This is a genomic window from Nocardia blacklockiae (assembly GCF_015477355.1).
Taxonomy (GTDB): domain Bacteria; phylum Actinomycetota; class Actinomycetes; order Mycobacteriales; family Mycobacteriaceae; genus Nocardia; species Nocardia blacklockiae.
The window spans coordinates 303108-326858 of the sequence record NZ_JADLRJ010000005.1 but is presented as its reverse complement, the minus strand read 5'-3'; the positions used below and the strand labels follow the sequence as shown (position 1 = coordinate 326858).

At 70.0% G+C, this 23751-nt stretch carries 23 protein-coding genes; 15 read left to right on the top strand and 8 right to left on the bottom strand.

Going from position 1 to position 23751, the window contains the following annotated elements:
• The first annotated feature begins 161 nt into the window (after positions 1–161).
• On the top strand, positions 162–1964 hold the full coding sequence (leuA, locus tag IU476_RS17775; RefSeq protein ID WP_195101488.1) for a 2-isopropylmalate synthase: 1803 nt from the start codon (positions 162–164) through the stop codon (positions 1962–1964).
• 247 nt (positions 1965–2211) lie between these two features.
• Positions 2212–4329 carry a nucleotide-binding protein gene (locus IU476_RS17770; protein ID WP_195101486.1) on the top strand — a complete coding sequence of 706 codons (2118 nt, stop codon included), beginning with the start codon at positions 2212–2214 and terminating at the stop codon, positions 4327–4329.
• Positions 4330–4507: 178 nt separating this feature from the next.
• On the opposite strand, the gene IU476_RS17765 is transcribed toward IU476_RS17770, so the two are convergent.
• Positions 4508–5419: a LysR family transcriptional regulator gene (locus IU476_RS17765; protein ID WP_195101484.1), complete on the bottom strand. Its 912-nt coding sequence runs from the start codon at positions 5417–5419 to the stop codon at positions 4508–4510.
• A 102-nt stretch (positions 5420–5521) separates the two neighbouring features.
• On the opposite strand from IU476_RS17765, the gene IU476_RS17760 reads away from it, so the two are divergent.
• The 7 genes from IU476_RS17760 to IU476_RS17730 all read left to right on the top strand — a co-directional run bounded on the left by IU476_RS17760 (position 5522) and on the right by IU476_RS17730 (position 13709).
• Positions 5522–6463 (top strand): EamA family transporter, encoded by a 942-nt coding sequence (locus tag IU476_RS17760; RefSeq protein ID WP_195101482.1) that lies wholly within the window; start codon positions 5522–5524, stop codon positions 6461–6463.
• Between the two features lie 118 nt (positions 6464–6581).
• Complete coding sequence (locus IU476_RS17755; protein WP_228823817.1) at positions 6582–8315, top strand: hydroxysqualene dehydroxylase; 1734 nt, start codon at positions 6582–6584, stop codon at positions 8313–8315.
• A 49-nt stretch (positions 8316–8364) separates the two neighbouring features.
• Entirely contained in the window at positions 8365–8994 is a 630-nt protein-coding gene (locus IU476_RS17750) for a pyridoxamine 5'-phosphate oxidase family protein (protein ID WP_195101478.1), read from the top strand.
• A 65-nt stretch (positions 8995–9059) separates the two neighbouring features.
• Entirely contained in the window at positions 9060–10295 is a 1236-nt protein-coding gene (locus IU476_RS17745) for a Mur ligase family protein (protein WP_195101476.1), read from the top strand.
• A complete protein-coding gene (locus tag IU476_RS17740; protein WP_195101474.1) occupies positions 10292–11002 on the top strand; it encodes a type 1 glutamine amidotransferase in 711 nt (236 codons plus the stop codon). The genes IU476_RS17745 and IU476_RS17740 overlap by 4 nt, the downstream gene beginning before the upstream one ends.
• A 178-nt stretch (positions 11003–11180) precedes the next feature.
• Positions 11181–12803 (top strand): GMC oxidoreductase, encoded by a 1623-nt coding sequence (locus tag IU476_RS17735; RefSeq protein ID WP_195101472.1) that lies wholly within the window; start codon positions 11181–11183, stop codon positions 12801–12803.
• 108 nt (positions 12804–12911) lie between these two features.
• Entirely contained in the window at positions 12912–13709 is a 798-nt protein-coding gene (locus IU476_RS17730; RefSeq protein ID WP_324194108.1) for an ion transporter, read from the top strand.
• A 1-nt stretch (position 13710) separates the two neighbouring features.
• Here the strand turns inward: IU476_RS17730 and IU476_RS17725 are convergent, their stop codons facing one another.
• The 4 genes from IU476_RS17725 to IU476_RS17710 form a co-directional block, all read right to left on the bottom strand.
• On the bottom strand, positions 13711–14922 hold the full coding sequence (locus IU476_RS17725) for a low temperature requirement protein A (protein WP_195101469.1): 1212 nt from the start codon (positions 14920–14922) through the stop codon (positions 13711–13713).
• A 41-nt stretch (positions 14923–14963) separates the two neighbouring features.
• Positions 14964–15419 (bottom strand): SRPBCC family protein, encoded by a 456-nt coding sequence (locus IU476_RS17720; RefSeq protein WP_195101468.1) that lies wholly within the window; start codon positions 15417–15419, stop codon positions 14964–14966.
• Between the two features lie 179 nt (positions 15420–15598).
• Entirely contained in the window at positions 15599–15784 is a 186-nt protein-coding gene (locus IU476_RS17715) for a DUF1918 domain-containing protein (protein WP_195101467.1), read from the bottom strand.
• Between the two features lie 62 nt (positions 15785–15846).
• On the bottom strand, positions 15847–16428 hold the full coding sequence (locus tag IU476_RS17710; RefSeq protein ID WP_195101466.1) for a TetR/AcrR family transcriptional regulator: 582 nt from the start codon (positions 16426–16428) through the stop codon (positions 15847–15849).
• A gap of 75 nt (positions 16429–16503) precedes the next feature.
• Between IU476_RS17710 and IU476_RS17705 the strand changes: the two genes are divergently transcribed.
• Positions 16504–17079, top strand: a complete 576-nt coding sequence (locus tag IU476_RS17705) for a dihydrofolate reductase family protein (protein ID WP_195101465.1) — start codon at positions 16504–16506, stop codon at positions 17077–17079.
• A gap of 108 nt (positions 17080–17187) precedes the next feature.
• Here the strand turns inward: IU476_RS17705 and IU476_RS17700 are convergent, their stop codons facing one another.
• Positions 17188–17607 carry a secondary thiamine-phosphate synthase enzyme YjbQ gene (locus tag IU476_RS17700; RefSeq protein ID WP_195101464.1) on the bottom strand — a complete coding sequence of 140 codons (420 nt, stop codon included), beginning with the start codon at positions 17605–17607 and terminating at the stop codon, positions 17188–17190.
• A 25-nt stretch (positions 17608–17632) separates the two neighbouring features.
• Positions 17633–18136: a MarR family winged helix-turn-helix transcriptional regulator gene (locus IU476_RS17695; protein WP_228823815.1), complete on the bottom strand. Its 504-nt coding sequence runs from the start codon at positions 18134–18136 to the stop codon at positions 17633–17635.
• 124 nt (positions 18137–18260) lie between these two features.
• Between IU476_RS17695 and IU476_RS17690 the strand changes: the two genes are divergently transcribed.
• From IU476_RS17690 to IU476_RS17675, 4 genes are all read left to right on the top strand, one after another.
• Positions 18261–18734, top strand: coding sequence for an SgcJ/EcaC family oxidoreductase (locus tag IU476_RS17690; protein ID WP_195101463.1), 474 nt, complete (start codon positions 18261–18263; stop codon positions 18732–18734).
• Positions 18735–18802: 68 nt separating this feature from the next.
• Positions 18803–20068, top strand: a complete 1266-nt coding sequence (locus IU476_RS17685; RefSeq protein ID WP_195101462.1) for an aspartate kinase — start codon at positions 18803–18805, stop codon at positions 20066–20068.
• Positions 20069–20072: 4 nt separating this feature from the next.
• Positions 20073–21107 carry an aspartate-semialdehyde dehydrogenase gene (locus IU476_RS17680; protein ID WP_195101461.1) on the top strand — a complete coding sequence of 345 codons (1035 nt, stop codon included), beginning with the start codon at positions 20073–20075 and terminating at the stop codon, positions 21105–21107.
• Positions 21108–21231: 124 nt separating this feature from the next.
• Entirely contained in the window at positions 21232–21801 is a 570-nt protein-coding gene (locus tag IU476_RS17675) for an SMI1/KNR4 family protein (protein WP_195101460.1), read from the top strand.
• 9 nt (positions 21802–21810) lie between these two features.
• On the opposite strand, the gene IU476_RS17670 is transcribed toward IU476_RS17675, so the two are convergent.
• Positions 21811–23166 carry a serine hydrolase domain-containing protein gene (locus IU476_RS17670; RefSeq protein WP_195101459.1) on the bottom strand — a complete coding sequence of 452 codons (1356 nt, stop codon included), beginning with the start codon at positions 23164–23166 and terminating at the stop codon, positions 21811–21813.
• Between the two features lie 117 nt (positions 23167–23283).
• Here IU476_RS17670 and IU476_RS17665 point away from each other — a divergent pair, with 117 nt between their 5' ends.
• Positions 23284–23724, top strand: coding sequence for a Fur family transcriptional regulator (locus IU476_RS17665; RefSeq protein ID WP_195101458.1), 441 nt, complete (start codon positions 23284–23286; stop codon positions 23722–23724).
• Positions 23725–23751: the final 27 nt, after the last annotated feature.

Genomic DNA, 23751 nt, shown 5'->3' with positions numbered 1-23751 from the left:
CAGATCACGCACCTGTAAACTCGCGGGCATCATGCAGCGGGCACTCCTCCTCGGCCGCCGCGACGGGGTCTGATACGGACCGGCTCCCGTCGCGGGGTTCAGCTGTGCCGGTCGACCCAAGCCATTTGGGACACACCAAACCCACACTCACGGAGAATCGCATGTCACCCGCTGACGCCTTCGTATCCGGATCGCGCACCATCACCGCGCCGTCCAAGCCCGCGCCCGCCGACCAGCCCGCGTGGAACAAGCAGAAGAACTCCTCGATGCCGACGTTCCGGTACCGGCCGTTCGCCGAGGAGGTCGAACCCGTCACACTGCCCGACCGCACCTGGCCGGACCAGGTGGTCGACCGCGCCCCGGCCTGGTGTGCCGTGGATTTGCGCGACGGCAACCAGGCGCTGATCGACCCGATGAGCCCGGCCCGCAAGCGCCGCATGTTCGACCTGCTGGTGCGGATGGGCTACAAGGAGATCGAGGTCGGCTTCCCGTCGGCCAGCCAGACCGATTTCGACTTCGTGCGCGAGATCATCGAGGACGGCGCGGTCCCGGACGACGTCACCATCCAGGTGTTGACGCAGTGCCGCCCGGAGCTGATCGAGCGCACCTTCCTGGCCTGCCAGGGCGCGCCGAACGTGATCGTCCACTTCTACAACTCGACCTCGATCCTGCAGCGCCGGGTCGTCTTCCGGGCCGACCGCGACGCGGTGAAGAAGATCGCCACCGACGCCGCGCGGCTGTGCCTGCAGATCGAGCAGCGCTACCCCGACACCAACTGGCGCTACGAATACAGCCCGGAGTCCTACACCGGCACCGAACTGGACTACGCGCGCGAGGTGTGCGACGCGGTCTCGGAGATCATCGCGCCGACCCCCGACAAGCCGATGATCATCAACCTGCCCGCGACGGTCGAGATGGCGACCCCGAACGTCTACGCCGACTCGATCGAGTGGATGAGCCGCAACCTGGCCCGCCGCGACTCGATCGTGCTGTCGCTGCATCCGCACAACGACCGCGGCACCGCGGTGGCCGCCGCCGAGCTGGGCTATCTGGCCGGGGCGGACCGCATCGAGGGCTGCCTGTTCGGCAACGGCGAGCGCACCGGCAACGTGTGCCTGGTCACGCTGGGGATGAACCTGTTCTCCCGCGGCGTGGACCCGCAGATCGACTTCTCCGACATCGACGAGATCCGCCGCACCGTCGAATACTGCAACCAGCTGCCCGTGCACGAGCGCCACCCCTACGGCGGCGATCTGGTCTACACCGCCTTCTCCGGCAGCCACCAGGACGCCATCAACAAGGGCCTGGACGCGATGAAGGTGGCCGCCGACGCCGCCGACTCGGACGTCGACGACCTCACCTGGGAGGTCCCGTACCTGCCCATCGACCCGAAGGACGTCGGCCGCACCTACGAGGCCGTGATCCGGGTGAACTCGCAGTCCGGCAAGGGCGGCGTCGCCTACATCATGAAGACCGACCACGGCCTGGCCCTGCCGCGCCGGCTGCAGATCGAGTTCTCCCAGGCGATCCAGAAGATCACCGACGGCGAGGGCGGCGAGGTCTCGCCGAAGGCCATGTGGGACGTCTTCGCCGAGGAGTACCTGACCCCGATCCTGCCGCTGGAGCGCATGCGGCAGAAGGTGTCCGCGGCCGAGACCGACGGCGGGACCGACCACATCGACGCGGTGGTCAAGGTGGACGGCGTCGAGCAGGAGATCTCCGGCGAGGGCAACGGCCCGCTCGCGGCGTTCGTCGACGCGCTGGCGACCATCGGCTACGACGTGCGGGTGCTGGACTACTCCGAGCACGCCATGTCCGCCGGCGACGACGCGCAGGCGGCGGCCTACGTGGAATGCGCTGTCGGCGACCAGGTGTCGTGGGGCGTGGGCATCGCGACGTCCATCACCACCGCCTCGCTGCGCGCGGTCGTCTCGGCCGTCAACCGGGCACACCGCGGCCGCTGAGCCCGTTCGCACCGCCCCGCGCTCGCCGGGGCGGTGCGGAAGACGGGCGCGCCCAAGGCCTTTCACCGCCGTCCGGGACGAGGGTTACCGACCCCGAATCCGGGAAGTTTTCCACATGTGGATAACTTATCGCTGACGGGAGTACGGGCAGGTCCGCGACGGCACGAGCATCCGACCAGCGTGCTAGCTTGGGAGTGCATTCAGCGCCGAGCTCTCTGCTCGAAAAGCCCGAGCAGATGGGGGAAACGTGACACCTGACGACAACTCGACCTCACCACCCTGGTTGCAGAACCACGGCGTGGACGTAGCCGCCGAGAAGGACGACCCGAACTCGAAGCCGGCGCACGACGACGAACAGGCGGACGACGCCACGGCCCGCGCCGAGGGCGACGCACCGCCCGTTGCCGACGCGGAGCCCGCCGAGTCCGATGCCGCGAGCGAGCCCGAGCAGGCGGCGGGCATCTTCCCGCCGGTGCCCGACTCGATCGAGCAGACCACTTTCGCACCGCAATTCGGCCAGGAGCAGTTCGGGCCGTTCTCGCCGCCGCAGCCCGGCGGCGAGCCCGGACCGTTCGCGCCGGGCAGCCCGTATCCGCCGAACCAAGGTTTTCCGTCCGGTGGTTTCCCGCCGCCGGAGCACGGCGGGCCGTTCGCGCCGCCCGGTGAGCAGGGCCAATTCCCGCCGCCCGGTGAGCCCGGGCAGTTCGCCCCGCCCGGTGAGCCGGGCCGATTCCCGCCGCCCGGCGGTTTCGGCGAGCAGGGACAGTTCCCGCCGCCGGGTAATTTCGGTGAGCAGGGCCACTTTCCGCAGCCGGGTGGGTTCAACCAGTTCCCGCCGCCGGAGCAGGGCCAGTTCGCTCCCCCGGGTGAGCAGGGCCAGTTCCCGCCGCACGGCGAGCAGGGCTACTTCCCGCCGCCGGGCGAACAAGGCCAATTCCCGCCTGCCACAGGGCAGTTCCCGTCCGCCGAGGCGACGGAGAAGTTCTCGTCCGCGCCGGGCGAGCAGAACGCCTTCCCGCCGTCCTACGGCGAGGTGCGCCAGGAGACGCCGTACGGCGAGGTGCGCCAGGAGATCGGCGCCGACGGCATGGTGCGCCGGGTCTTCGACGAGGACCAGCCGCCCGCGCCGCAGCCGTCGCCGGAACCGCAGGGGGGCGGCGAGCAGTTCAGCTGGGCCCCGCCGCCGTTGCCCCCGCAGGCCGCGCCCCCGCAGCCGTCGTATCAGCAGCAGCCCATCCGGGACAACTGGCAGGGCGGCCCGCCGCCGTCGGTGCAGCAGCATCAGCCCGGGGGCTACCAGCAGCCGCCGCAGCTGCCGGGCCCGCCCGGCCAGTCGATGAACGAGCTGAATCTGCTCAAGCGGGCCCGCCGCTCGCCGCGCAGCGGCTGGCGCAAGGCCGTGCACAAGGTCACCGGCGGCACCATCAATCCCGGTGAGTCGCCGGCCGACGTGGTGCACCGCGAACTCGTCGAGCGGGTGAACCAGCCGGTGCGCGGCGACTACCGGATCGCCATCCTGTCGCTCAAGGGCGGCGTCGGAAAGACCACCACCACGGTCGGTCTGGGCTCGACGTTCGCGTCCTCGCGCGGCGACCGGGTGATCGCCATCGACGCCAACCCCGACCTCGGCACCCTCGCGCACCGGGTGCCGCGGCAGACTCGCTCCACGGTCCGCAACCTGCTGGAAGACCAGCACATCAGCCGCTACTCGGATGTGCGGGCGCACACCTCGCAGGCGCCGAGCCGGCTGGAAGTGCTTGCCAGCGAACAGGATCCGGCGGTGTCGGAGGCGTTCAGCGAGGCCGACTACCGGCGCGCCATCAACATCCTGCAGCAGTTCTACAACATCATCCTGACCGACTGCGGCACCGGCCTGATGCACTCGGCCATGAAGGGCGTGCTCGACCTGGCCAGCTCGCTGATCCTGGTGACCTCGCCGGCCATCGACGGCGCCCGCAGCGCCTCGGCCACGCTGGACTGGCTGGAGCACCACGGCTACCGCAAGCTGGTGGAGCGCACCGTGGTGGTGGTCAACGCCTCGCGCCGCGGCGCCTCCACGGTGGATCTGGACCAGCTCCGCAAGCTGTTCCTCGACCGCACCCGCGCGGTCCAGGTGGTCCCGTTCGACGACCACCTGGCCGAGGGCGCGGAGATCGACCTGGAGCTGGTCGGCAAGCCGACCCGCACCGCCCTGCTGGAACTGGCCGCGATGGTCGCCGACGATTTCGGCTACCACGTCCCGCAGCCCCCGTTCCCCGGCCCGCACACCCAGTACTCCGGCCCCCAGCCCGGATACCCGGGCGCGCAGACCCAGTACCCCGGCCAGGACCCCTACCCGAGCTACGACCGGTACCAGGGCCAGTAGGCCGTTCCCGCAACGCATTTCGAGGCGGCCCCCGATACGTCGGGGGCCGCCTCGCCATCTCCCCACGTCATCCCGGCACGCTTCTGGCCGGGATCCATTCAGGTAAGCGGGAGATCCCGGCCGAAAACATGCCGGGATGACGTGAGGGGCGTCAGTGGTAGGGCGTGACGTGGGGGCGTCAGTGGCGGGGGCCGTCGGGGGAGGTGACGAGGGCGGCGGCGGAACGGAAGGCGGTGAGGACGGCGGCTATCGCCGGGCGGTCTTCGGCGTGCGGGCGGGTGACCACCTCGTAGAGGCGGGCGGCGCGGACGCCGGCCAGGCGCAGCACGCCCAGTTCCGGGTGGCGGACCGAGAAGCGCGGGATGAGCGCCACCCCGTAGCCGGCGGCCACCAGCTCTTCGATGACCATGAAGTCGTTGAGCCGCTGGGCGATTCGCGGCTGCACGCCGGTGATCGTGGCGATCGAGCGCAGCACGTCGTCGACCGGGAAGCCGCCGCGCACACTGAACCAGGTCTCCTCGGCCAGTTCGGCGGGCACCACCGCCCCCTGCCCGGCGAGCCGATGCCCGGGCGGCACCACCACATCGATCGGTTCGCGCATCAGCACCTCGGCCTCGACCCGCGGCCCGGCGAGCGAGGGCGCGCGTTCGTCGCGGTGGGTGAGCACGACGTCGTAGTCGGCGAGCAGCCGCGGCACCTCGGTCGGCGGCACGTCCTCGTCGCGGGCGACCACCTCGACGCCGCTGTCGGCCAGCGCCGCCAGCACCTTCGGCAGCAGCAGCGCGGCGCCGGACGGGAACAGCGCCACGCGCACCTGTCCGCGCGGCGACCGCCGGTACAGCGCCATCTCCGCGACCGCCCGGTCCATGGCGGCCAGCACGTCATCGGCGCGCACCACCAGCGCCCGGCCCGCGGCGGTCAGCCGCACCCGCCGCCCGTCGGGTTCGAGCAGCGCCACCCCGGCCTCCCGCGTCAGCACCTTCAACTGCTGCGAGACCGCCGACGGCGTCATCGACAACGCCCGCGACACCTCCGCCACGGTCCCGCGATCGGCCAGCTCGCGCAGGATCCGCAGCCGTTCGATTCCCATGAACGAGCCGCTACCGCCATCCGACATACTTCAGTTCTACTACATCAATAATGCAGTATTATTCGTTTGTCCTTATTATTTGCGGACCTCATCATTAGCCTCGTGAACTACCGTGATCGCCTGCTCGGCCTGGCCGTCGTCGTGCTGTGGGGGCTGAACTTCCTCGCCCTGCATGTGGGCCTCGAGCACTTTCCGCCGTTCTTCTTCGCCGCGTTGCGCTTCGCGGTGCTGGCGGTCCCCGTGGTCTTCCTGATCCCGCGTCCGCGGGTGCCGCTGCGGTGGCTGCTGCTGTACGGCGCCGGATTCGGCATCGCGCAGTTCGCGTTCCTGTTCACCGCCATGCGCGCGGGCATGCCGACCGGGCTGGCCTCGCTGGTCCTGCAGTCCTCGGCTCCGTTCACGGTGGTGCTCGGTGCGCTGTTCCTGGGCGAACGGCTGCGGCCGGTGCAGCTCACCGGACTGGCCGTCGCGGTGCTGGGGATGGCGGTGATCGGCTGGGACCGCGCGCAGCACGCCACTCTGCTGCCGGTGCTGCTGACTTTGGCGGCCGGATTGGGTTGGGCGTTCGGCAATATCGGTTCGCGGCTGGCCGCGGCCGGCGGCGCACAGGTGGACCCGCTGCACCTGGCGTTGTGGATGGCGGTGATACCGCCCGTGCCGATGTTCGCGCTGTCGGCCGTCGTCGAGGGCCCGGCCGCCGGGCTGCGCTCGGTGGCGGAGTCGTTCTCCGCGAGCGGGTGGCCCGCGCTGGTCGCACTCGCTTACACGGCGGTGCTGGCGACCGTGGTGGGTTCGGGCCTGTGGACCTATCTGATGGGCCGCTACCCCGCGGGCGCGGTCGCCCCGCTGACGCTGCTGGTTCCGATCGTGGGGATCGGCGCGTCGTGGGCCTTCCTGGGCGAACGACCGACCGCACCGGCACTGATGGGTGCGGTGGTCGTGATCGCCGGCGCGGCCGCCGCAACCTCCGCGCGCGGTCGTCGCCCCGGACCGCGCACCGAGCGGGTGGACCCCGTCACGGCCGAACCCGTGCTCAGCAAGTAACCGGCAACGCTTCCGTTCGCGACGAATTTCGCCTCCGCCGACGGCGAGCGCTTACAGTAGCCGCGGCGTGGAGGTCCGGTAGATGGCAGAACGGCAGGGGACCGTTTCGCGGAGAACGATGCTTCGCGGAGCGGCCGGGGTTGTGACGGCGGTGATGACGGCGGGTGCGGCGGCACTGCGGCCGACGCGGGCGACCGCGGACCCGGGCCGCCGGGTCGCGGTGTTCGGCGGCGGCGTGGCCGGGCTGACCGCGGCGCACGAGCTGGCCGAGCGCGGCTTCGAGGTGACCGTGCACGAGCGGCGCGCGCTGGGCGGCAAGGCCCGCAGCATCCCGGTCGCGGGCTCGGGCCGCGACGGCCGCCCGGACCTGCCCGGCGAGCACGGGTTCCGCTTCTTTCCCGGCTTCTACCACCACATTCCGGACACCATGCGGCGAATCCCGTTCCCCGGCAACGCCAACGGCGTGTGGGACAACCTGGTCCCGGCGGCCGAGGCGCGCTTCTCCCGGCAGGGCAGCGACGACACCATCGTCCCCATGCGCAGCGGCGGCGCGCGCGGCTGGGCCACGCCCGACGACTTCCGCCAGACCGTCGGCTCGGTGATCGCCACCTCGGCGAGGATGCCGACGACCGACGCCCTCTACTTCGCCAACCGCCTGCTGGTGTTCAACACCAGTTGCGACGCACGGCGGCTCGGGCAGTGGGAGCGCCTGCCCTGGCGCGACTTCGTCGGCGCCGCCGCGCGCTCCCGCGAGTTCCGCGCGCTGCTCTCGCGCACCCTCACCACGCTGCTGGTGGCGGCGAAGGACGAGCAGGCCAGCACCCGCACCATCGGCACCATGGGCGAGCAGTTCCTCGGCAACCCGCGCGAGATCGGCAACGACGGACCGCTGGACCGGGTGCTCGACGGACCGACCAACGAGGCCTGGATCGACCCGTGGGTGCGCCGGCTGCGCGAGCTGGGCGTGCGCTTCGAGACCGCGGAACTGCGCGGACTCGACGTGCGTGACGGCCGGATCGCGGCCGCCCGCACCGTCGATGGCTCCGGCGCGGCCGCCACCGTGACCGCGGACCACTTCGTGCTGGCGGTCCCGGTCGAGGTGGCGCGCTCGCTGTGGACACCCGAAATCCTCGCCGTGCGACCGGAATTGGCGGCGCTGGACCGGTTGGTGGTGGACTGGATGGCCGGCATCCAGCTGTACCTGCGGCGCCCGACGCGGATCGCGCGCGGCCACGTCGCCTACGTCGATTCGCCGTGGTCGCTCACCTCGATCGCGCAGAACCAATTCTGGTCGCGCACAAGGTTTTCCGATCGCGGCGACGGGACCGTGCAGGACTGCCTGTCGGTGGACGTCTCCGACTGGAACACCCCGGGCGTGCTGTTCGGCAAGCCCGCCAAGGAATGCACCCACGACGAGATCGCCCGCGAGGTGTGGGCGCAGCTGCGCGCGCACCTGCGGGACGTCGACGACCTGCGCGACGAGGACCTGCACTCCTGGTTCCTGGATCCGGGCATCGCCTGGGACGACGCCCGGCGGCGCAACACCAACGCCGACCCGCTGCTGATCAACACCGCCGGCTCCTGGGCGGCCCGGCCGGAACCGCACGGCGCGCTGGAAAACCTTTTCCTCGCAGGCGATTACGTGCGCACCAACGTGGACCTGGCGACGATGGAGGGCGCGTGCGAGGCGGCGCGCGCGGCGGTCAACGCGCTGCTGGACGTGGCGGGCTCCGACGCCGAACGCTGCCGGATGTTCACGCTGTACCGCGCCGCGGAACTGGAGCCGCTGCGCCGCCAGGACGCCGACCGCTACGCCGCCGGGCAGCCCAACCTGTTCGACGTCGCGATCTGATTGCTCACAAACCCTTGGCGCGCCGGGTGATCGGCAGTTCAATCGGAGGATGAGCGAGATCACGACCGCCGCCGAGCTGCGTGAGCTGCTCGGTGAACCGCATCCCCGCGCCGCCGGCAAGGACCGGCCCGCACTGCATCCCCGCGACCGGCAGTGGATCGCCACCTCGCCGTTCCTGGTCCTGGCGACCAGCGACGCCGAGGGCAACTGCGACGCCTCCCCGAAGGGCGACCCGGCGGGCTTCGTGCGGGTCCTCGACGACCGGACCCTGGCCATCCCGGAGCGCCCCGGCAACCGGCGCGCCGACGGCTACCTCAACATCCTCGCCAACCCGCACGTGGGCGTGATCTTCCTCATCCCCGGCCGCAACGAGACGCTGCGGATCAACGGCCGCGCGCGGCTGGTGCGCGACGCGCCCTACTTCGACGACATGATCGTCAAGGGCCACCGCCCGGTGCTGGCGGTGGAGGTGGCCATCGAGCAGATCTTCTTCCACTGCGCCAAGGCCTTCCTGCGCAGCAGCCTGTGGAAGCCGGAGGGCTGGCCGCAGGACGACCTGCCCGGCGCGGCCCGCCTGGCCAAGGAGGTGCAGACCAACCTCACCGAGACCGTCGAGGAACTCGAACAGCGCTACTCCCCGGAGAACTACGAGAAGTTGCTGTACAACACCGGTACCTAGGCGAGCGGCGCACCGCACTCCACTCCGCCCGCGCACGTCGCCCGCGCCACCAATAAACTCGCGGCGTGGCAAACATCTCGGTGCGTGGACGGCTCGCGCTGCGCGCGGCGGCAGCCGCCTCGTGGGCCTCGCAGAAGGCCGGGCGCGGTAAGGGTTCGATGATCGGCGGCCTGATCGCGCTGCTGATCGACCCGAAGCTGATGACCCGGCTGGGTCGCGACCGGCGCACGGTGCTGGTGACCGGAACCAACGGCAAATCGACCACCACCCGGATGACAGCGGCCGCCCTGGGCGCGCTGGGCCGGGTCGTGACCCAGGCCGACGGCGCCAACATGGACGCGGGCATCGTGTCCGCGCTGAGCACCGACCGGACCGCGCCGCTGGCCGCCATCGAGGTCGACGAGCTGCATCTGCCGCACGTCGCCGACGCCCTGAACCCGGCCGCCGTGGTGCTGCTGAACCTGTCGCGCGACCAGCTGGACCGGGTCGGCGAGATCAACATGATCGAGCGCAAGCTGCGCGCGGGCATGGCCCGGCACCCGGACGCGGTGCTGATCGCCAACTGCGACGACGTGCTGATCACCTCGATCGCCTACGACCACCCGAACGTCGTCTGGGTGGCCGCCGGCAGCGGCTGGTCGGTGGACGCCACCAGCTGCCCGCGCAGCGGCGAGCCGATCGTGTGGGAGGGCACGCACTGGCGCAGCACCGGCGCCGACTTCCACCGCCCGGAGCCGGACTGGTGGGTGGACGAGGAACACCTCTACGGCCCCGACGGCGTGAAACTGCCGCTGCACCTTGCCCTTCCGGGCCGCGCCAACCGCGGCAACGCGGCGCAGGCGGTCGCGGCGGCGGTCGCCCTGGGCGTGCGCCCCGAGGCCGCCGCCGAGGCGACCGGCACCGTCCGCGAGGTTGCCGGGCGTTACCGCAGCGTGCAGGTCGGCGAGCACAGCGTGCGGCTGCTGCTGGCCAAGAACCCGGCGGGCTGGCAGGAGGCGCTGTCCATGATCGACCCGGCCGCAACGGGTCTGGTGATCGCGGTCAACGGCCAGGTGCCCGACGGCGAGGATCTGTCGTGGCTGTGGGACGTGCGCTTCGAGCACTTCGAGGGCACCCAGGTGGTCGCCGCGGGTGAGCGCGCCACCGACCTCGCGGTGCGCCTGACCTATGCCGGCGTCGAACACACCACGGTGCCGAATCCCTTGCGCGCCATCGCTTCCTGCCCGCCGGGCCAGGTGGAGGTGCTGGCCAACTACACCGCGTTCCGCGACCTGAACCGCGATCTGGAGGGCCGGGCATGAGCGAATCGACCGTGCGCATCGGGCTGGTGCTGCCCGACGTGATGGGCACCTACGGCGACGGCGGCAACGCGGTGGTGCTGCGGCAGCGGTTGCGGATGCGCGGCTACGACGCCGAGATCGTCGAAATCACCTTGAACGACCCGGTTCCCGACTCGCTGGATGTCTATCTGCTGGGTGGCGCGGAGGATTCGGCGCAGCGCCTGGCGACCCGGCACCTGCAGCGCTACCCGGGCCTGCAGCAGGCCGCCGCGAAAGGCGTTCCGGTGCTGGCGATCTGCGCGGCGATCCAGGTGCTCGGCCACTGGTACGAGACGTCGAGCGGCGAACGGGTCGACGGCGTGGGCCTGTTCGACGTCACCACCTCGCCGCAGGCCGTGCGCGCCATCGGCGAGGTGGCCACCACGCCGCTGCTCCCGGGTCTGACCCAGCCGCTCACCGGCTTCGAGAACCACCGGGGCGGAACGAAACTCGGCAGCGACGCATCCGGTCTGGCCCGCGTCACGCGCGGCGTCGGCAACGGCGTCGGCGACGGTCTCGAGGGCGTGGTCCAGGGCTCGGTCATGGGCACCTACATGCACGGCCCCGCCCTGGCCCGCAACCCCGAACTCGCCGACTACCTGCTCCGCCGCGCCCTCGGCGTCGACGAACTGGCCCCGCTCGAGCTGCCCGAGGTGGAGCAACTCCGTCGCGAGCGCCTGCGCGCCTGAGTCGCGTCGGCCGCGCGGGGATTGTGATGCCGGTGCGGCCGCCCGGCGCACCCGCCGGGCTGAGCAGGTTTTATAGCGAAACGCTATTTTTCCTCGATAGTCGTACTCCCGATTCTGTTGAGCGCGTTGAGGTCTGCCGGTAATCTCGCGCGCGGCCATGCATGATGAAGGAGTTCGGGTGCGCAGACGTGCCTTTCTGAAGGCCGCCGGTACGGCGGCGTTGCTGGGTGCGGCGGGGGCTGCGCACGGGGCCGGTCCGGCGGCGGCCGACCCGGTCTGGGACGAGCTGTTCCGCGGCTGGGTGCCGGAGATCTTCGCGCCGCTGCCCGATCCGCCCGAGCACTCCCCGGCGATCATCGTCGGCTCCGGATTCGGGGCCGCGGTCGCCGCACTGCGCCTGGCCGAGGCCGGGGTGGCGAATACCGTGCTGGAGCGCGGATCTCGCTGGCCCAACGATCCGTGGCGGGAGATCTTCACCGGCGACGACCTGCCCGACGGGCGCGGTTTCTGGCACCGCAGCAGCTTCACCGGCGTCACCAAGGTGCCGATGCGGTGCTCGCCGTTCGGCGGCGTCCTGGACGTCACCGAGTTCTCCGGCATCGACGTGTGGCGCGCGGCGGCCGTGGGCGGCGGCTCGGTGGTCTTCACCGGCGCGATGGTCGCCCCCGAGAAGCGCTGGTTCGACGAGGTCTTCGGCGGCACAGTCGCTTTCGAGGAGATGGAGCGGGTGTACTACCCGCGGGTGCGGCAGCAGCTGCGGCTCGACCCGCTGCCCCCGGACCTGTACGCCGCGTCCCCGTTCAGCCACTCCCGGCGCTGGGACGAGCAGGCCCGGCTGGCCGGCTACCAGCCGCAGGCCAACGACTCCATCTTCACCTGGGACATCCTGCGCGGCGAATTGGCCGGTGCGACAAGACCTTCCGCGACCGCCGCGCGCAGCAACCTGGGCAACTCCAACGGCGCGAAGTTCGACCTCAACCAGAACTACCTGAAATACGCTCAGGAGACCGGCAGGTCGGCGGTCTTCCCGGGCCACCGCGTCGACACCATCGCCCAGGAGCCCGGCGGCCGCTACGTCGTCACCGTCACCAAGCTGGCCCCGACCGGCGCGGTGCTGGGCACCCGCACCCTCACCTGCGATCGGCTCTTCCTCGGCGCGGGCTCGATCGGCACCACCGAACTGCTGGTGCGCGCCCAGGCCACCGGCGCGCTGCCGCACCTCAACGAGCACATCGGCGACGGCTGGGGCACCAACGGCGACGTGGTGCTCGCCCGCGTCGACAACACCCTGGCCGGCACCGGGCAGGGCGTGCCCAGCGCCAGCCGCATCTTCGATTCCTCGGGAATGCCGCTGACCCTGGAGAATTGGTTCATCCCGGGCGTTCCGCTGGAGACCGGCGCGCTGGCCTCGCTCGGCATGGTCCTCGATCCGACCCGCGCGCGCATCGGCTTCGACCCCGGCCGCAACGCCGCCACCCTGGCCTGGCCGCGGCAGGCGCAGGAGCAGGTGGTGGAGGCGTGCCGCGCGGTGGACCACCGCATCGCCGAGCGGTCCGGTGCCGTCTTCGACTACGTCACCCCGCTCGGCTACGACGCCAACGCCGTCTTCACCGCGCACCCGCTGGGCGGCGCGGTACTCGGCCGCGCCACCGACGGCAACGGCCGCGTGCACGGCCACCCGGGGCTCTACGTGGTGGACGGCGCCGCGATCCCCGGCAGCACCGGCACGGTGAACCCGTCGCTGACCATCACGGCGCTGGCCGAACGGAACCTGGAGGCGATCGTCCGCGCCGGCAAGTGAGCCGGCCCGCGTCGACGGCGGCGCGGCCCGGGCGCGCCGCGAGATCTGCCCGCCGGTAGCGGGAACCGATTACGCTCGGCGGGACCGTTCGATGTGGAAGGGATCGCTGTGTCGCAGTACCGCCCCGGGTCGCCGCCGGACTACCCGCGCAAGCCGCCGGCGCTGTGGACGGATTTCCTGATGCTCGCGCTCGCGGTGGTCTCGGTGGTGCTGGTCGCCTGGGTGACCTTCTTCCCGATCTCGCCGGGCGCCTACCACGCGTTCGTGATCGTGGACTATTCGATTTGCGCGATCTTCGCCGTCGAGTTCGCCTGGCGCTGGCGCCGCGCCGACTGGTCCTGGACGTTCCCGTTCGTGTACTGGTACGAGGTGCTGGGCATGATCCCGGTGACCAGCCCGTTCTTCCGCGGTTTCCGGCTGCTGCGCGTGGTGGTGATCCTGGTCCGGCTCGCGCGCGTCGCCGACCGGGTCTTCGGCGACCGGGTGACCGCCGCGGTGGTGAATCGCTTCGTCGGCACCATCGTCGAGACGATCAAGCGCCCGGTGACGATGGCGGTACTCGAGGAGGTCGCGACGGTGCTGCGGGCCGGGCACTACACCCGCAACATCGCCGCCGCGCTGGAGGAGAACCGCGGCGAACTCGACGCCATGATCGTCGAGCTGATCCGCACCGACCCGCAGATCGGCCGGGTCCGCTACCTGCCGTTCCACGAGGAGATCATCCGGACCATCGCCGACATCAGCTTCCGCATCGTGTTCCAGGCGCTCGCCGACCCGCGCACCGACGAGCTGATCGGAGATGTGCTGCGGGAGAACGTGAATCAGATGCGCGAGGCGGTCCGCGCGGGCGTCGAGGTCCCGGAGACGGTGGACCACAAGCAGTTTCGCCCGCCGGTGTACCCGTAGCTCAGTGCGCGGTCTCGCCGTGCCGGATCTCCTCGCGCGGCTGCGCGAAACGCACCAGCTCCCACCCGGTCAGCACCACCAGCACCCCGCACAGCAGGCCCAGCGCGGCCATCGCCGGCAGCAGCGTCGCGACCGGGATCAGCGCCGCCAGCACCACCGCCGTCACCACTCGCGCCCAGGACACCTGCCCGGTGGCGTACTGCTTGAACCCGACCAGCGCGATCAGATACAGCATCACCCCGCCGTAGAGCGCGACCATCGGAATGCCGTGCAGCGCGTCGTGCAGGGTGTGGCCCTGCGCGCCGCCGAGGTAGTTGAGCACCTTCTTCAGCCCGAGCGACAGCGCGATGATGCCCGCGATCATCGGAAAGTGCCAGTAGGTGTAGCAGTTTCGCGCGATCCGGATGCGCCGCTCGCCGCGGGCGTGGGTCATCGCGTGCTCCACCACGGTCGCCGCCACGTCGAAGTAGGCCCACCACAGCAGCCCCGAAACCGTCAGCGCCAGCAGCGATCCCACGGCGATCGGCCACGAGATCGGCAGCCCCGACATGCCGACGCCGATGGAGACGATCGACTCGCCGAGGGCCACGATGACGATCAGCCCGTGCCGCTCGGCGAAGTGGCTCGCCGAGTTCAGCCGCCACTGGTTACCGGCGAAGAAGGTCCACAGCATGTCGCCGGCGATGGCGGCGACCCACAGCCAGATCTGCGCGGTCCCGTGATTCATCGCCGCGACGATCAGCAGCGTCGTGCCGATCGTGATCGAGCCGGCCGCCCACCGGGTGACCTGCCCGCGCAGCTGCGCGTCCTCGCCGCTGACCAGCCAGAACATCACCAGGTGCACAAGCCGGATGACCAGGTAGCCGATCGCGAACACCAGCGGCCCGTACCAGCCGCCGGGCATGTCGTGGAACGCCTCGGGAATCACCTCCGCGACGATCAGCGCGGCGCCCATCGCCGCGAACATCGCGACCCGTGCGATGCCCTCGTCGGCCTTCACCACATTGCCCAGCCAGGCGTAGGCGATCCACACCCACCACATCACCGCGAGCACCAGCACGGCCCGCAGCATGTTCACGGCCGTCGTCTCGTGGGCCGCCAGATCGGTCACCTGGGTGAACGCGAATACCAGGACAAGATCGAAGAACAGCTCCAGCTGCGTCACCGAGGCGTTCTCGGAGACGACCTGAATCCGCCGTTTCACACCGGTCATGCCGACATCGTGCCAGGCCGCGGGTGTACCCGGCGTGCTGCTCAGCCGACGTCGTAGTTCTCGAAGCGGAATTTCTCGATGAACTCGATGAGGTTCTGCACCGCTTCCTCGTTGACGCGAGCGATGCTGCGCTTCATCAGGATTCCCGGCACGGGAATCGGCAGCGACAGCTCACAGTGGTACCAGACCTCGGTGCCCTCCCCGGTCACGTCGAGTTCGAACCAGCCGCGCCCGCCGCCGCCCGCCCCGCTCTCGACGACCTCCCAGGCGACGCGGTCATCGGTGCAGTCGTATTCGAGAACCTGCCGATCGGAATTGCCGAGCGGCGTCACCGTGGCGTATACCTTCTTGGGACGTCCGTAGTCGTCGTAGCTCGCCACGCGCACATCCTTGTGCGACGGTGACCATTCCGGAATCCGATCGATCGCGAGCAGCGCTTCCATGACTTGTTCGGGATCGATGTCGATGACGAATCGGTGGTCGGTCTTCGTGCGCATGTTGTGCCCTCCACCCCCCGCAATGCTTCGAGCCCGATTGTCTCCGGGGCCACAGCGCGCGTCAACCGGGTGGTCTGCGCGGCAGCCCGCCCGGGACACGGTGTTTCGGGTTGTAGAAGTCGCGGGGCCGCGGCGGGCCCGGACCGGAATGGCGTACTAGCGCCAGTGGCGGAAACCGGTCACGAGTGCGGCCGGATCTCGCACTCCGGACCCGGGAACATCAGGCTTTCGTGCCCGTCGTCGAACCGGACCACGAACGGCGGGCTGCCGTCGGCCCCGCGCACCTCGACGATTTCGCCGGTGCGTTCCGGCATGCCCACGACGCGGCTGTGCAGCAGAAGTTGATCACCGACATGCGCTTGCATGACGGCATTATCGTCCCGCAGTGATAAGCATCACAAGATGGTCGAGTGCCAAATCGGCGCGCTCATTCCGCGTCGGCCGGAATCGCCCGCTCGACGGCCGCCCGCACCAGTTCACGCCGCTGTTCGGGGCCGAAAATGTCGGGCAGCGTGAGGCTTTCGAGGATGAGCCAGTTCAGGCTCAGATACAGCAGATACACCGTGGTCGCGTCGCCGGGCATGGCGCCCTCGAGATGGTTGCGCACATTGAGTTCGAGGTCGGCGCGCACTCGCGCGGTGAGGATCTCCCGCAGTTCGGGCCGCCGGGTCGCCTCCAGCCGCAGTTCCAGCTGGGCCAGATAACCGGTGCGGAAACCGGCGACGCGCTCGACCACCTCGGTCATCAGTGCGGTGATGGTGGCCCGAGACTTGGGCGCGTCGGTGAGCATCGCCATGGTCGCCTCACTGGGCTGCAAGCGCTCGTAGTACCGGGCGCAGACCTGGGTGAGCAGGTCGTCCCGGTTGGCGAAATAGTTCGACGCCGTGCCCGCCGGCACCGCGGCCTCCTTGTCGACGGCGCGGAAGGTCAGCCCCCGCGCACCGTCGCGCGCCAGCACCTCGATCGCCGCGTCCAGCAGAGTCTGCCGGCGTTCGGGATTGGTCCTCATGTTGACACCACTCCGTCCGTAGTACTACAGTTCAAATCACTACAGACAGAGTACAACAAGCAAGGCGGTACTGAGATGCGAAAGCTCGTCTACTACGTCGGTGTGTCCCTGGACGGCTACATCGCCGGTCCCGCCGGGGAGATCGACTTCTATCCGCTGGCCGAGGACATGACGGCCTGGACCAGCGAGCGTTATCCGGAGGTCGTCCCCACTCACCTGCGCCCGCACTTCGGGATGGCGGTGGACGAACCGAACAAGGAGTGGGACACGGTGATCATGGGCCGCGGCACCTACGAGCCGGCGATGTCGATCGGGGTGGCCAGCCCGTACGCGCACTTGAAGCAGTACGTGGTGTCCTCGACGCTGGATCCCGTCGACGATCCGAACGTCGAGGTGGTCGCCGGTGATCCGGTCGAGCTGGTGCGTCGGCTCAAAGGCGAAGCGGGCCAGGACATCTGGCTCTGCGGCGGCGGCCGGCTCGCCGGGGTGCTCGTAGACGAGATCGACGAGCTGATCATCAAGAGCTACCCGGTGCTCGCGGGCGCCGGCATCTCGGCGCTCGCCGGCGACTTCCGCCCCGCGCTGTTCCGGCCCACGCAGCGCCGGGAGTTCGGCAACGGCGCGCAGATCACCTGGTTCACCCGCGCCTAGCCCCGACAGCCGACCCTTCAGAAAGGCAGTTCCCCATGCGAAAGCCGATCCGCGACAACGCCGTTCAGCGGCGCTTCGCCACGCGCCCCGTACGCCCGATGCCCCAGGTCAACTGGGGTCGGCAAGGAAGGAGAGGCGCACCCGGCGGTTCGGGTTGTCGACGTTGAGGTCGACGAACGCCACCGACTGCCAGGTGCCCAGCGCCAGCTCGCCGCGCAGCACGGGCACGGTGGCGTAGGGCGCGATCAGCGCGGGCATGACGTGCGACCGGCCGTGCCCGCGCGTGCCGTGCGCGTGCCGCCAGCGGTCGTCGGCGGGCAGCAGGTCACCCAGCGCGGCCAGCAGGTCGTCGTCGCTGCCCGCGCCGAGTTCGATCAGCGCGATGCCCGCGGTGGCGTGCGGGACGAAGACGTGCAGCAGGCCGTCGCCGCCCGCGGCGGCCTCGCGCAGGAAGGCCGTGCACTGCGGCGTGAGGTCGTGGACGACTTCGGAACGGCCCGTGGTCACCTCGATCTCGGTGCTCTTCATGCCTCCATCGTGCCCGACGGCGGCCTCAGCCGGCGTCGTTGCTCCGCAACATCGTGGTGACCCGCAGCGACGTGGTGTGCAGGCGGTCGAACAGATCCAGCAGCAGTTCCAGCTGCTCGGTCGAGTAGTCGTGCATGATCTCGCCGAATTCGCGGGCCAGCAGCTCGTAGTGCGGGGCGATCTCGGCGATCCGGTCGTCGTCGGCGGTCACGATGACCCGGCGCCGGTCCCGGGCGTCGTGCTCGCGGGTGACGTAGCCGCCGCGCAGCAACCGATCGATCATCCGGGTGACCGCGCCGGTGGTGAGCCCGGTCCGGACCGCCAGTTCGCCGGGCGTGGCGGGCCCGCCCAGGCGCAGCAGATTCAGGCAGCGCAGGTCGGTCACGTGCAGGCCGAGCCGGTCGGCCACGGCCTGGTGCATCATCACCGCGTCCGTGGCATTGCGCTGCGCGGCCAGGGTGAGCCGTTCTCCCAGCTCCGTCCGGTCCGGCGGGGTCGCCCGCCCGGACCGGTCGTGCGTGCTCGTCATCGCGGCCTCGCTCCTCTCCGTCGTCCGACTCTTGACACTATCTGCCCGCTCGGTCACTATCTTACTCAATCAACTATTTCTTCATTCAGTTGATGAACAAAGCAGATGATCGAAGGAGTTCCCGATGACCGACCGTCACGCCGACGAACTGGCCGTCCGTGCCGTGCTCGACCGCGCGAGCGCCGCCTGGGCCGCCGGTGACGCCGCGGCCTACGCCGCCGTGTTCGCCCCCGATGCCGACTACGTGACCTTCCTCGGCACCCATCACAAGGGCCGGGCCGATATCGAGGCCTGCCACATGCCGCTGTTCGAGCGGTTCCAGAAGGGCTCGCGCCTGGACGGGGAGATCACCCAGATCCGTTTCCTCGCGCCGGACGTGGCGCTGGTGCACGGCAAGGGCGCGTTGGTGAAGGGCAAGCAGCGCCGCACCGCACGCAACACCAAGGTGCAGATCTACGTGTTGGTCCGGCGGGACGGAGAATGGGAAATTTCGGCTTTCCACAACACCAGATATCACTGGCTGCTGGCACCGCTGACCACCAAGTTCGATGCCCGGATGGCCCCTTCCACACTGCCCCCGTTGGAGGTGCATCGATAATCGTTGGTCACGGATCGGTACTCTTGGTTCCTGGTAATCGCAGCTAGTCGATCTTGGAGGACCCCCTCGTGGCTCTCGTCGTTCAGAAGTACGGAGGATCCTCGCTCGAATCAGCCGAGCGCATCCGGCGCGTCGCTGAGCGGATCGTGGAGACGAAGAAGCAGGGCCACGACGTGGTGGTCGTCTGCTCCGCGATGGGCGACACCACCGATGAATTGCTGGATCTCGCCCAGCAGGTGTCGCCCGCCCCGCCGGCTCGTGAGCTGGACATGTTGCTGACCTCGGGTGAACGGATCTCGAACGCTCTGGTGGCGATGGCCATCCACTCGCTGGGCGCGGAGGCGCGCTCGTTCACCGGTTCGCAGGCCGGTGTCATCACCACCGGCGCGCACGGCAACGCGCGGATCATCGACGTCACGCCGTCGCGGGTGCGCGAGGCGCTCGACGAGGGCGTGATCGTCCTGGTCGCGGGCTTCCAGGGCGTGTCGCAGGACAGCAAGAACATCACCACCCTCGGCCGCGGCGGGTCCGACACCACCGCGGTCGCGCTGGCGGCGGCCCTGGAGGCCGACGTCTGCGAGATCTACACCGACGTGGACGGCATCTTCACCGCCGACCCGCGGATCGTGCCGGATGCGCAGAAGCTGGACCAGGTCTCCTTCGAGGAGATGCTGGAGATGGCGGCCTGTGGCTCCAAGGTGCTCATGCTGCGCTGTGTCGAGTACGCGCGCAGTTTCAACGTGCCCGTGCATGTGCGTTCCTCGTACACGGACAAGAAGGGCACCTACGTTTACGGATGGATGGAGGACATCCCCTTGGAGAAAGCAATTCTCACCGGCGTCGCACACGACCGCAGCGAGGCCAAGGTGACCGTGGTGGGCCTGCCCGACGAGCCCGGCTACGCCGCCAAGGTCTTCCGCGCCATCGCCGACGCCGAGATCAACATCGACATGGTGCTGCAGAACATCTCCAAGGTGGAGACCGGCAAGACCGACATCACCTTCACGCTGCCGAAGACCGACGGCCCGCGGGCGGTCGAGTTCCTGACCAAGCGGCAGAACGAGATCGGGTTCTCCCAGGTTTTGTTCGACGACCACATCGGCAAGGTGTCGCTGGTCGGTGCGGGCATGAAGAGCCACCCGGGCGTCACCGCCACCTTCTGCGAGGCGCTGGCGGAGAACGGGGTCAACATCGACCTGATCTCCACCTCGGAGATCCGAATCTCGGTGCTGGTCAAGGACACCGAGCTGGATCGGGCGGTGCAGGTGCTGCACAAGGCCTTCGATCTGGGCGGCGACGAGGTCGCGGTCGTGCACGCGGGCACGGGGCGCTGATCGCATGGGCGTGCGCGTAGGCGTCGTCGGCGCGACCGGACAGGTCGGCGCCGTCATGCGAAAACTGCTGGAGGAGCGCGACTTTCCCGCCGACGAGGTGCGGTTCTTCGCCTCCGCGCGGTCGGCGGGCAAGAAGCTGCCGTGGCGCGGCGGCGAGGTCGTCGTCGAGGACACCGAGACCGCCGACCCGAGCGGGCTGGACATCGCGCTGTTCTCGGCCGGCGCCACCATGTCGCGGGTGCAGGCGCCGCGGTTCGCCGCCGCGGGCGTGACCGTGATCGACAACTCGTCGGCGTGGCGCAAGGACCCCGAGGTCCCGCTGGTCGTCAGCGAGGTGAACCCGGAGCAGACCCGCAACCTGGTCAAGGGCATCATCGCCAACCCGAACTGCACCACCATGGCCGCGATGCCGGTGCTCAAGCCGCTGCACGACGCCGCCGGGCTGCGGCGCCTGATCGTCTCGAGCTACCAGGCGGTCTCCGGCAGCGGGCTGGCCGGTGTGGAGGAACTGGCCGGGCAGGTGCGCGCGGTCGCCCCGGAGATGGAGAAGCTGACCCACGACGGGTCCGCGGTGCGATTCCCGGCGCCGAACAAGTACGTCGCGCCGATCGCGTTCGACGTGCTGCCGCTGGCCGGCTCGCTGGTCGACGACGGCTCGGGCGAGACCGACGAGGATCAGAAGCTGCGCAACGAGAGTCGCAAGATCCTCGGCCTGCCGGATCTGGCGGTGAGCGGCACCTGCGTGCGTGTCCCGGTCTTCACCGGCCACTCGCTGTCGGTGAATGCCGAGTTCGCGCAACCACTCTCGGTCGAGCGGGCCCAGGAGATCCTCGCCGCCGCACCGGGCGTCAAGCTGGTCGACGTGCCCACCCCGCTGCAGGCCGCCGGTATCGACGAGTCCCTGGTCGGCCGGATCCGCCGGGACGAGGGCGTTCCCGAGGGACGCGGGCTGGCCCTGTTCATCTCGGGCGACAACCTCCGAAAGGGCGCCGCCCTCAACACCATTCAGATCGCCGAGGTGCTGCTGAGCCAGCGCTGAGCCGTTTCGGGGATGTTCAATGTTGGTGAAAGCTGTGTAACTTCGCTGACGACCTGGTGTTTTTCCGCTTCGTCGCATCGAACGACGTTGGCGCTCAAGGGCGTTCGATGGTCATGATCGTTCGATGGACGAGGAACTGCGGGCACGACTGGCGTGGGTGCGGGGGCGGCTGCGGTGGTTGCGCGAACAAGATGCGTTGGTGCCGAGGGCTTTCGACACGGAGGCGCCCTCGGCGCGGCAGCTGCACTCCTACTTCACCTGGCCGGTGCGACCGGAGAAGCTGAGGGAACTCGAGGCGAGGATGGGCGGCACGCTCGACCCCGGGTTCCGGGCGTTTCTCCGCCAGGTCGGGGTGGGTGCGGGGCCGTACTGCGGGATCAGCTGGGAACGAATGCTGCGGTCGGCGGGAAACGCCTGTGCGCGAACGTTTCCGGAGGGGGAGGAGGGCATTCTCGCACCCGGTGCGGCACCGGTGGGCGGGTGTCTGCTGATCAGCGATGTGGGTTACGGCGATTTCGTCGGCGTGGTGGCGGCCGGGCCCGCGCGGGGGCGGGTCGTGTATCTCGGCCATCGACGCGGCGTCTGGTCGCTGGGTCCGGCGTTCCTCGACTACTACCAGAGCTGGCTGAACCACGCGGCCGCGCGGGTCAGCGCCGAGCTGCGGGTGCCCGCCCTGACACCCTCGGCGAGCTGAGCCGCGCGGTCAGGGCGTGCGGATGCCCGGTGTGCGGGGGTCGGGCCCGAGGCAGGCGAGGATCAGGCAGCCCGGCGGACTGTCGGCGAACGGCGCGGCCAGGGGAGTGTCCAAGCAGGACAGCACATTACAGCCCGGGTAGGCGTGCGGTCCGAGGCCGAAGATCGCCAGGGTGATGTTCGGGTCGAAGTAGTCGCGCGGGTCCAGGCGCGGCGGCGGCTCCACGTAGGGGCCGGGGTCCGGCACCGGTGGCTCGTCGAACGCGGCGAACAGCCGGCGGAAGAACTCGTGGGCCAGTTCGTCCGAATTCTGTAGTGCCCCGGCCGGTCCGAGGTTGCTGTGGTTGCCGAACACCCCGGTCCACACCACGGTCAGGTCCAGGCTGGGGATCACGAAGACGTTCTGCAATGCGAGGCCGGACATCTCGTAGGTGTCGGGCGGCAGAAACCCGGGCATCTCCACGCATCCTGCGCCCACCCAGAACAGGTACCCGTAGCACGGATTGGCCGACGACGGCTGCCGCGCCTTCCGCAGGTAGTCCTCGGACACCACCCGCGTGCCGTTCCAGCGTCCGTCGTTGCTCGCCAGCAGGCCCAGTTTGGCCAGGTCGTCGGGCGGGATCAGCAGATGGGCGTAGCCGTAGGTGTGTCCGGAACGATCGCGCGCCCAGTAGTAGTCCTCGCGTCGGATGCCCAGCGGGTCGAACAGCTCGCGCTGCGCGAACTGTTGCAGCGGCTCGCCCACCGCCCGCTCGATCACATAGCTGAGCAGGTCGACATTGCGCTGGCTGTAAGCGAATTCGGTGCCCGGCGGATGATCCAGCGGCACCCCGAGCGCCTGCGCCGCGCTGTTCGGATCGACCGGCACCACGCCGGTGACGCCCTCGTTGATCAAGCCGATGTGCAGGCCCGAGGTCTCGGTCAGCAGGTTCTCGACGGTGATCGACCGATGCGCGGCGTCGCCGAGCCCCGGCGGCAGGTACCGGTCGATCGGCGCGGCGAGGTCGAGTTCGCCGCGGTCCCAGGCGATTCCGGCGACCAGCGAGACCACGCTCTTGGTGACGCTCCACACGTTCCACGCGACCCCGTCGGTCTCGGCGTTGCGGGGCCCGGTGCCGATCAGACAATTGTGCCGGAAGACCTTGACGTTCAAGCGGTTTCGCTGAGCGGCGAAATCCAGTGCGGCGGAGAGTCGTGCCGAGTCCAGCCCGGCCTGCTCCGGCGTCGCCCGCGCGAACTCCCGCCCGGACGTCACGGCGCAGCGCGCGTCGTGTTCCGGCGCCGCCTGCGCCGGAGACGCGGCTACGCCACTTGCCGCCAGTGCGAGCACCGCCACACCCGTCACCCACCCGAGGATGCGCCCCATGGGCTCAGGCTAACCCGCCGGACCCGACGCCGGGTGCATTGGCGGCGAACACCACCAGGTCGGAGCGTCGCGGAAGCCTTTTCTTGACTTATTCCAGAAAAGCGGGAAACTGAAGTCATGCACACCGGACACTTCGATCCGCGCGAACGACTGCGCGCGGCCGGCCTGCGGGTTACCGCCCCGCGGGTCGCGGTGCTGGATGCGGTGGCCGCGCAGCCGCATTCGGACGCCGATCGAGTGGCCGCCGCGGTGCGCGAGCGCATCGGCTCGGTGTCCACGCAGGCCGTCTACGACGTGTTGCGCGCCTGCGTGAACTCGGGGCTGCTGCGGCGCATCGAGCCGGCCGGGTCCGCGGCGCTCTACGAGGCCCGCACCGGTGACAACCACCACCACCTGGTGTGCAGGAGTTGCGGCACGGTCGTGGACGTGGACTGTGCCGTGGGCGGTGCACCCTGCCTCGACCCGTCGGACGCGCACGGTTTCGTGATCGACGAGGCCGAGGTCGTGTACTGGGGACTGTGTCCGGCCTGCCGGACCGGCTCCGCGCCCACCCGATAACCGCGCCATCCCATCCCGTTACCCCGG

Excerpts from the sequence above, each read along its gene's own strand:
- IU476_RS17715 (WP_195101467.1), bottom strand. The coding sequence starts at position 15,784 with ATGCAAGCGCATGTCGGTGATCAACTTCTGCTGCACAGCCGCGTCGTG.
- IU476_RS17740 (WP_195101474.1), top strand. The coding sequence starts at position 10,292 with ATGAGCGAATCGACCGTGCGCATCGGGCTGGTGCTGCCCGACGTGATG.
- IU476_RS17755 (WP_228823817.1), top strand. The coding sequence starts at position 6,582 with ATGCTTCGCGGAGCGGCCGGGGTTGTGACGGCGGTGATGACGGCGGGT.
- IU476_RS17670 (WP_195101459.1), bottom strand. The coding sequence starts at position 23,166 with ATGGGGCGCATCCTCGGGTGGGTGACGGGTGTGGCGGTGCTCGCACTG.
- IU476_RS17695 (WP_228823815.1), bottom strand. The coding sequence starts at position 18,136 with ATGACGAGCACGCACGACCGGTCCGGGCGGGCGACCCCGCCGGACCGG.
- IU476_RS17690 (WP_195101463.1), top strand. The coding sequence starts at position 18,261 with ATGACCGACCGTCACGCCGACGAACTGGCCGTCCGTGCCGTGCTCGAC.
- leuA (WP_195101488.1), top strand. The coding sequence starts at position 162 with ATGTCACCCGCTGACGCCTTCGTATCCGGATCGCGCACCATCACCGCG.
- IU476_RS17710 (WP_195101466.1), bottom strand. The coding sequence starts at position 16,428 with ATGAGGACCAATCCCGAACGCCGGCAGACTCTGCTGGACGCGGCGATC.
- IU476_RS17665 (WP_195101458.1), top strand. The coding sequence starts at position 23,284 with ATGCACACCGGACACTTCGATCCGCGCGAACGACTGCGCGCGGCCGGC.
- IU476_RS17720 (WP_195101468.1), bottom strand. The coding sequence starts at position 15,419 with ATGCGCACGAAGACCGACCACCGATTCGTCATCGACATCGATCCCGAA.
- IU476_RS17680 (WP_195101461.1), top strand. The coding sequence starts at position 20,073 with ATGGGCGTGCGCGTAGGCGTCGTCGGCGCGACCGGACAGGTCGGCGCC.
- IU476_RS17675 (WP_195101460.1), top strand. The coding sequence starts at position 21,232 with ATGGACGAGGAACTGCGGGCACGACTGGCGTGGGTGCGGGGGCGGCTG.
- IU476_RS17705 (WP_195101465.1), top strand. The coding sequence starts at position 16,504 with ATGCGAAAGCTCGTCTACTACGTCGGTGTGTCCCTGGACGGCTACATC.
- IU476_RS17765 (WP_195101484.1), bottom strand. The coding sequence starts at position 5,419 with ATGGGAATCGAACGGCTGCGGATCCTGCGCGAGCTGGCCGATCGCGGG.
- IU476_RS17750 (WP_195101478.1), top strand. The coding sequence starts at position 8,365 with ATGAGCGAGATCACGACCGCCGCCGAGCTGCGTGAGCTGCTCGGTGAA.
- IU476_RS17725 (WP_195101469.1), bottom strand. The coding sequence starts at position 14,922 with ATGACCGGTGTGAAACGGCGGATTCAGGTCGTCTCCGAGAACGCCTCG.
- IU476_RS17700 (WP_195101464.1), bottom strand. The coding sequence starts at position 17,607 with ATGAAGAGCACCGAGATCGAGGTGACCACGGGCCGTTCCGAAGTCGTC.